The sequence below is a fragment of the Flavobacterium sp. UBA4854 genome (genome assembly GCF_002399805.1).
GTDB lineage: Bacteria > Bacteroidota > Bacteroidia > Flavobacteriales > Flavobacteriaceae > Flavobacterium > Flavobacterium ginsengisoli.
This window is the reverse complement of sequence record NZ_DHEI01000044.1, coordinates 9,575-17,374: the sequence shown is the minus strand read 5'-3', so window position 1 is coordinate 17,374 and position 7,800 is coordinate 9,575. Positions and strand designations below refer to the sequence as shown.

At 36.3% G+C, this 7,800-nt stretch carries 5 protein-coding genes; 2 read left to right on the top strand and 3 right to left on the bottom strand.

Annotated features, from left to right (window positions below; genetic code table 11):
• The first annotated feature begins 113 nt into the window (after positions 1 to 113).
• Entirely contained in the window at positions 114 to 524 is a 411-nt protein-coding gene (locus tag B3J44_RS06220; protein ID WP_286966867.1) for a BrxA/BrxB family bacilliredoxin, read from the top strand.
• Positions 525 to 684: 160 nt separating this feature from the next.
• On the opposite strand, the gene B3J44_RS06215 is transcribed toward B3J44_RS06220, so the two are convergent.
• The 3 genes from B3J44_RS06215 to B3J44_RS06205 are packed head-to-tail and all read right to left on the bottom strand — an operon-like array spanning position 685 to position 6,382.
• Positions 685 to 2,052, bottom strand: coding sequence for an efflux transporter outer membrane subunit (locus tag B3J44_RS06215; RefSeq protein WP_286966865.1), 1,368 nt, complete (start codon positions 2,050 to 2,052; stop codon positions 685 to 687).
• Positions 2,045 to 5,218: an efflux RND transporter permease subunit gene (locus B3J44_RS06210; RefSeq protein ID WP_286966863.1), complete on the bottom strand. Its 3,174-nt coding sequence runs from the start codon at positions 5,216 to 5,218 to the stop codon at positions 2,045 to 2,047. The genes B3J44_RS06215 and B3J44_RS06210 overlap by 8 nt, the downstream gene beginning before the upstream one ends.
• Positions 5,219 to 5,236: 18 nt before the next feature.
• Entirely contained in the window at positions 5,237 to 6,382 is a 1,146-nt protein-coding gene (locus tag B3J44_RS06205) for an efflux RND transporter periplasmic adaptor subunit (RefSeq protein WP_286966862.1), read from the bottom strand.
• A gap of 257 nt (positions 6,383 to 6,639) precedes the next feature.
• On the opposite strand from B3J44_RS06205, the gene B3J44_RS06200 reads away from it, so the two are divergent.
• On the top strand, positions 6,640 to 7,602 hold the full coding sequence (locus tag B3J44_RS06200) for a polyphosphate kinase 2 family protein (protein WP_286966860.1): 963 nt from the start codon (positions 6,640 to 6,642) through the stop codon (positions 7,600 to 7,602).
• The last annotated feature ends 198 nt before the right edge of the window (positions 7,603 to 7,800 follow it).

Here is a 7,800-nt window from a genome sequence, read left to right as displayed (position 1 = left end):
AACTTTCGAGTAAATCAATTGAACTATAACAAAACTTTATACTTCAAATTAACTAGTTGCGAGTAAACTTTGTAACTTTGCAGTTCAAAAAGTACAATTTAAAACAAAAGAATATGTATCCACTAGAAATGGTAAAACCAATGGAAGCTGAATTAACAACTGCTGGTTTTCAAGACTTACATAGTGCTGAAGCTGTTGAGAATGCTATCAAAGCTGAAGGTACCACTTTAGTAGTTGTAAACTCTGTTTGCGGATGCGCTGCAAGAAATGCACGTCCAGGAGCAAAAATGAGTTTGGATAACGCTAAAAAACCAGATCATTTAATTACTGTTTTTGCAGGCGTTGACAAAGAAGCTGTTGATGCTGCAAGACAACATATGTTTCCTTTTCCTCCATCTTCGCCATCTATGGCTTTGTTTAAAAACGGAGAATTGGTTCACATGTTAGAGCGTCACCACATTGAAGGACGTCCAGCTGAATTAATTGCTGAGAATTTACAAGACGCGTTTAACGAGTTTTGTTAATTCTAAAGATACTAAGTTGCTAAGATTCTGAGATACTAAGTTTAGGATTGAAGTGACAATGATTTAAAAAACAAAAAGCACTATGAAAATAGTGCTTTTTGTTTTTTATGCGTTTCGGTTCAAAAAACTTAGAACCTTAGCAACTTAGAATCTCATAATCTTAGAGATTCCATCCCCCGCCAAGTGCTTTGTACAATTCAACCATTGAACTTAATTGTCTTTCAGATAATTGTGCTAAACTTAACTGTGCATTAAAAAGGTTGGTTTCTACATCTAAAACTTCTAAGTAAGAAACGTAACCGCTGTCATATCTTTCGTGAGATAGTTTAAAGTTTATTAAAGCCGCTTGCACTTGTCTATTGCGGGCTTTCCATTCTTCTTGATAAGTTCTAACGTTTTGTATAGATTGTTCTACTTCAGAAACAGCACCAATATAGGTTTGTTGATAAAGAAATTTGAACTGTTCTGCTTGTTGTCTGTTTATTTCAACTCTTCTTTTGTTTTTTCCGAATGCAAATATTGGTCCTGCAATTCCGCCAGAAGCATTTTGCATATATGAGCTTCCTAAAAATAGATTACTCAAATCGGCACTGGCAAATCCTGCGATTGCTGCTAAATTTATTGATGGAAAACGCATTGCTTGTGCTACGCCAATTCTTTCGTTTGCTGCTGCATATCTTAATTCGGCCGCTTTTACATCGGGTCTGTTTTCTAATAAAGCAGACGGAATTGATAACGGAATTTTGCTGACTATCTGTAATTCGGTATTGCTTTTTCCTCTCGGAATTTCGGTAGGTAGCTGACCTGTAAGCAACGCAATCGCATTTTCTTGATAGGTTATTTGTCTTTCAATGTTAGGAATTGCTGCTTCGGCAATGGCCACCTGCTGTTCAATCTGTACTTTATCAACTTCAGAGATGTAACCTTTCGTAAATCTTTCACTTATGATTTCATAATATTTTTGTCTTGTTTCAAGAGTATGCTTGGTTATTTCCAGCTGATCATCAAAATTTCGCATCTGAAAGTACGCTATTGCAATATTGGCAACGATATCAGACAATATTACTTTACGAGCTTCTTCTGTAGCTAGAAGTTCATTTTTGACAGCATTGTTTTCATGGCGAAATTTTCCCCAGAAATCTAGTTCCCAAGACATACTTGCACCAGCGGTCGATGGAGTAATGTATTTCTTATTGCTGTTTATAGTAGCTCCATATTGAAAAGCCGGAAATAAATCGGCTTTGGAATAACCTAATTCAGCACGAAACTGTTCAATTCTTGAAACTGCAATTTTTAAATCGTAATTATTCTCAAGACCTTTTTGTATAAGACCTTTTAAAACATCATCATTAAACAAATCAAACCATTTTAAATTGGTTACCGAAGCGAGACTGTCTAAATTTCTTTCGTTTTTATAAGAATCTGATTGTAACTGCTCAGGTTTTTTATACTTTGGTCCGACCATACATCCCACCGGAAGTAAGGAAACAACCAATACAATAACGATTATTTTATATTTCTTACTCATGGTCTGTAGTATTTGATTCTACATTGTTTTCTTCTTCTACGATTGTTTCCTCTTTCTTATGTCCAATTCTTTCAATCATAACAAATAGACCTGGTACAATTAATACACCGAGAACTGTAGCGATTAACATTCCGCTAAATACGGCCATTCCCATTACAATACGAGCTTGAGAACCTGCACCTGTAGCGGTTAATAACGGCACAACTCCAAGAATAAAGGCAAAAGCAGTCATCAGAATCGGGCGAAAACGAAGTCTTGCCGCATACATTGCCGATTCGTAAAGCGGTTTCCCTCTTTCGTATTCTTCTTTGGCAAATTCAACAATAAGAATAGCGTTTTTTGCCACTAATCCGATAAGTAAAACGAGTCCGATTTGGGCAAAAACGTTGTTGACATAAGCATCACTTCCAAATCTTGCCAAAAGAAGTCCTAAAAAGGCTCCAAATACTGCAAAAGGAGCTCCAAGAAGTACACTAAATGGCAGCTTCCAGCTTTCGTATTGTGCGGCAAGGATTAAGAATACAAAAACCAATGCCATAATAAATACAGAAGATCCACCTGGCGAATGCTTTTCCTGATACGATAAGTTGATGTAATCGAAACTCATGTCTGCAGGTAAGGTTTGTTTGGCGACTTCTTCTAGTGCGGTCAGAGCCTGCGAGCTACTATAACCATCATTCGGACTTCCTCCAATTTCTGCAGATCTAAATAAGTTTAAACGATTCGTAAAATCGGGACCAGATACTTTTGTCGCCGTAACCAATGTCGAAACCGGAAGCATATCTCCTTTATTATTTTTTACATAAATCAGGTTTAGGTCTTCTGGTTTTACACGATTAACAGCTTCTCCCTGTACATAAACTTTATATTGACGACCAAATCGGTTAAAATCATTCACATAACTTCCTCCCAAAAAGGCACCGAGCGCTTCGGTAACTTTAGAAACTTGTATTCCTAATTTCATGGCTTTATCATTGTCGATATCCAATTTAATTTGCGGTGTACCAGCATTAAAAGTGGTGTAAATTCGTTTAATTTCAGGACGCTGCTGTGCGGCGGCAATAAATTTTTGTGTTTGTTCTGCTAAATATTGCGGTGTATTTCCTCCTCGGTCTTGCAACATCAAACTAAATCCGGCTGAAGCACCAAGACCCTGAATTGCGGGTGGACCAAATGAAAAGCAAGTCGCAGTTGTAATTTGAGTAGCTAGTTTTTTATTGAATCGGTCTACAAACTGTTTAGCCGTTTCTGCTCTGTCTTCCCAAGGTTTTAGGGAAATAAAAATAAAAGCGTTATTTGGCTGATAAGAGTTTGTAAGCATACTAAATCCGTTTATCGTGGTATAGGATAAAATAGATTTTTCTTCCTTAAGGAAACTATCTACTTTTTTCGATATTTCATCAGTACGCTGTAATGATGATGCAGGAGGCAAAGCAATATTTACTAAAACATATCCTTGGTCTTCCTCAGGAATGAATCCTACTGGAATCTTTTTACCTAAAAGCACAATCGAAACAAGAATAACAGCTAGTAAAACAACAATACGCATTGCTTTTTTGGCAAAAAATGTTGCTCCACCAATATATTTTCCAGTAACATTTTCGAAAACCTTATTAAACCAAGTAAAGAATTTAGCAAGCCATCCTTTTTGCTGATCAATAGGTTTTGTAGGTTTTAATAGCATGGCACAAAGCGCGGGACTTAAAGACAAGGCGCTAAACGCAGAAAAGGCGACCGAGACGGCAATGGTTATGGCAAATTGCTGATAAAAACGTCCCGTAATTCCTGGAGTCATAGCTACTGGAATAAAAACGGCGCATAGAATTAATGCAATCGCTATTACTGGTCCCGAAACCTCTTTCATTGCTTGAACTGTGGCCTCTTTAGGGGTTTTTCCATGCTCGATATGATGTATTACAGCTTCTACAACCACAATCGCATCATCGACCACGATACCAATTGCGAGTACTAATCCTAAAAGCGAAAGGGTATTGATCGAAAATCCTAACATTGGGAAAACGGCAATGGTACCAATAAGCGAAACGGGAACTGTAATTAACGGAATTAAAGTAGCGCGCCAGTTTTGAAGGAATATAAATACTACTATAATAACCAATATAATAGCTTCAAAAAGAGTGTGAACAATATCATCAACCCCTGCAGTAATAGCAAGTGTTGTATCTAAAGATTCTTGGTATTCGATGTCTTGCGGAAATCTTTCAGACAATTGTTTCATGGTGGCTTTTGCAGTTTCTGCCACATCGAGAGCATTACTTCCTGGCATTTGGTACATAGCAATAACGGCACTTGGAGAACTATTTCTTCTAGCTGTTGAACTATAATTTTCTGTACCTAATTCGATTCGGGCAATATCGGCAAGTAAAACCTGTGCTCCATCTTCTTTGCTTCGAACTACGATGTTTCCAAATTCTTTTTCGGTTACCAAGCGGTCTTGAAGTGTTACACCATATGTGAATTCAGTATTAGGAGGTGCTGGTTCAGCTCCAAATTTTCCTCCTGGACTGATCATGTTTTGTGCGTTTAGCGCATTTTTTACATCTTCAACCGTTACGCCAAGTTTACTCATCATGTCAGCTTTTAGCCAAATACGCATTGAGTAATCACTACCTCCAAAAAGAGCAACCTCTCCAACACCTTTGATACGAGCCAGTTGGTCAACAACATTGATACTTGCGTAGTTATTTAAAAATTTAGCATCATATTTTGGATTGGTAGATGTAATTGTAAAAAGCATCATTGGAAACGAAAGCGATTTTTTTACCACGACTCCTTGTTGTTTTACACTCGAAGGCATAAAAGGAGCAGACTGGTTTTGTCTGTTTTGCGTAAGCATATTAGCGTTGTCCAGATTTGTTCCTACGTCGAAAGTTACCTCGATAGTACAAGCACCATCAGAAGTATTGATCGATTTCATGTACAACATGTTTTCAACACCGTTTACCTTTTGCTCAATTGGAGTTGCAACTGCTTGTTCAACATTCAGCGCATTTGCTCCAGTAAAAGAAGTGGTAATTTTTACAACTGGCGGATTAATATCCGGATATTGCGAAATAGGTGTTTTTTGTAATGCCAGTAATCCAAGTATCACAATAATAATACTAATAACAATGGCAACAATTGGTCTTCGGACGAAAAATTCTCCCATAATAGTATGTGATTTAGATTACTTTGCAGCTACAGTTTCTGGATCGCCCAATTGCCATTGAACGATTTTTGGGGTAATGACACTTCCATTCTTCAATAAAGAAGTACCTCCCATGGCTATCTTGTCGCCAGGCTTTAATCCATCTTCAATAATATAACCGTTCTTAATGGTAGGGCCTGGTTTTACAATTTGCATTTGCACTTTATTGTCATTACCTACAACATAGACTTGATAAATTCCTTGAACTTCGATAACTGCGCGTTGCGGAATTACGATTGCTTCTTTGCGAATATCAGTAAGCAAAGCAATTTTTACATATTGGCCAGGACGCAGTAATTTATCTGGATTAGGAAAAGCGGCTTCAAAAGTGATGGCTCCTGTAGAAGGATCAATTTGTCTATCGGCAAAACTTACTTTTCCTGTATGCGGATAAGTCGAACCGTCAGATAGTTTTATGGTAACACTTGCTCCAGAGCCTTTTAAAGAAGAATTTGGTTTGTTGAATTCTCTAAAAAGACGCAAAAATTCCTGTTCGCTTATTGTAAATCGAACTCTCACATCGCCAAGATCAGAAATTGTATTTAGAACTGACAAAGGCCCAGGCTGTACATAATCGCCTACTCTTACTTTTGACAAACCAATTAATCCTGAAATTGGTGCTAAAATTTGACAGTAACCCAATTCGATTTTAGCATTTTGAACCGAAGCGTCAGATGCTTTAATCTGTGCTAATGAAGCATTATACGCCGCTTTTGCCGAAACCAATTCTCGCTGGCTCACAGCATTCATTTTTGCTAATGGAGTAATCATATCCAAATCTGATTTGGTTTTAGATAATCGTGCCTGCGATTCGGCGGCAACTCCTTGAGCTTCGTTAAGTTTCGCTCTATAAGGCAAAGGGTCAATTGTATAAAGAACCTGTCCTTTCTTAACAAAACTTCCTTCTTTGAAGTTCATGCTTTCAATTATACCATCAACTCGCGGGTTAATTTGTATATCAGATTGACCAAAAGTCTGCCCCGTATATTCAGATTCTAATTTTACATCTTGCTGTAAAACCGTTGTGACTGAAATTTCTAATGGTTTGGGGCTTGGCGGTGTTTCTTTTTTGCAAGAAAACATCAATAGACTTAGTAAAATTGCGGAGGAGTAGATTTTGTTCATTGTTAAATTCTTTAGATAAAATTCATTAAGCACAACTAACTAAAAACCAGTAAAATGCATAGCTAAGTTAGCGTTTTTTTAGATAGATGGATATATATTGTCTGAATTTTGTTAATTTTAGTTAAAACTTTATGTATCTGTCTATCAGGTTGTAGTGGTAAATGAGATGAAGTGCTATTTAATGCCGATAAAATGCATTTTTTGTAAGAATAATTTATTCTGTAGACAAGTAATAATAATTCAAAACTTTTGTAATCATGTCAAAAAACAACAAGAAAAAACACAAAAAAGAGGAGAGAGATGATAATGATTTAAAAAAATTAACTAAAAAGGAATTATTACATCGGGCAAAAAAATTTTCTGAGCAATATTGTGTTGGAGATGATAAGAACTTCACATTAAAAGGTAAACCGACTTCTTATTCTATAGAAAACGACGATATCTCTGTTCGAAAAACATTAAAAATGGGAGTTAAGGCTCTAGCTGCCATGCAGGATATTTTGTATGCGCAAGATAAATGGTCTGTTCTTATTATTTTTCAAGCTATGGATGCAGCTGGAAAAGATGGTGCTATAAAGCATGTAATGTCAGGAATAAATCCGCAGGGTTGTCAGGTTTCTTCTTTTAAAGGACCCAGTTCAGAAGAATTAGATCATGATTATTTATGGCGTTGTCAAAAACACCTTCCAGAAAGAGGAAGAATTGGAATCTTTAATCGTTCTTACTATGAAGAAGTATTGGTGGTTCGTGTTCATGAACAAATATTGAGAGGACAAAAACTTCCTGAGAAATTGATTACCAAAGACATTTGGGATAATCGTTTTGAAGACATTCGAAACTTTGAAAGATATCTGAGTAGAAATGGAACCGTTGTCATTAAGTTTTTTCTAAATCTTTCTAAAGAAGAACAAAAGAAAAGATTTATTGAAAGAGTTGATAATCCGGATAAAAACTGGAAATTTAGTGCAGCCGATGCCAAAGAACGAGGCTATTGGGATGATTATATGCATGCGTATGAGGAATTAATTAAAAACACATCGACCAAAAAATCGCCTTGGTATGTAATTCCTGCCGATGACAAGTCTTATGCTCGAATTGCGATTGCTTCCGCAATTATTCATGCTCTAGACGAAATGGATCTGGAATATCCTAAAGTAAGTCCAGAGAAAATTGCAGAACTCAATGAGGTTAAGAAAGCATTGTTAGAAGAGAAAGAGTAACCTTTTGTCACTATAAATATTAAGTACTTGTAAATTATCAATAGCGTAACTTTTTTGAGTATGATTTCTAAGCTTTTGCTAGCGGCAGATTTTATTAAAAAACAATCAAATACATCCTGTAAATCAATCTATAAAGCGCTGAATGATGTTAAAAAAATCAGATAATTAGGGTAAAATCATTTTTAATCTCAAAATAAA

Bases quoted from the DNA above. Each gene is read 5' to 3' on its own strand.
- B3J44_RS06220 (WP_286966867.1), top strand. From the start codon at position 114: ATGTATCCACTAGAAATGGTAAAACCAATGGAAGCTGAATTAACAACT.
- B3J44_RS06215 (WP_286966865.1), bottom strand. From the start codon at position 2,052: ATGAGTAAGAAATATAAAATAATCGTTATTGTATTGGTTGTTTCCTTA.
- B3J44_RS06210 (WP_286966863.1), bottom strand. From the start codon at position 5,218: ATGGGAGAATTTTTCGTCCGAAGACCAATTGTTGCCATTGTTATTAGT.
- B3J44_RS06205 (WP_286966862.1), bottom strand. From the start codon at position 6,382: ATGAACAAAATCTACTCCTCCGCAATTTTACTAAGTCTATTGATGTTT.
- B3J44_RS06200 (WP_286966860.1), top strand. From the start codon at position 6,640: ATGTCAAAAAACAACAAGAAAAAACACAAAAAAGAGGAGAGAGATGAT.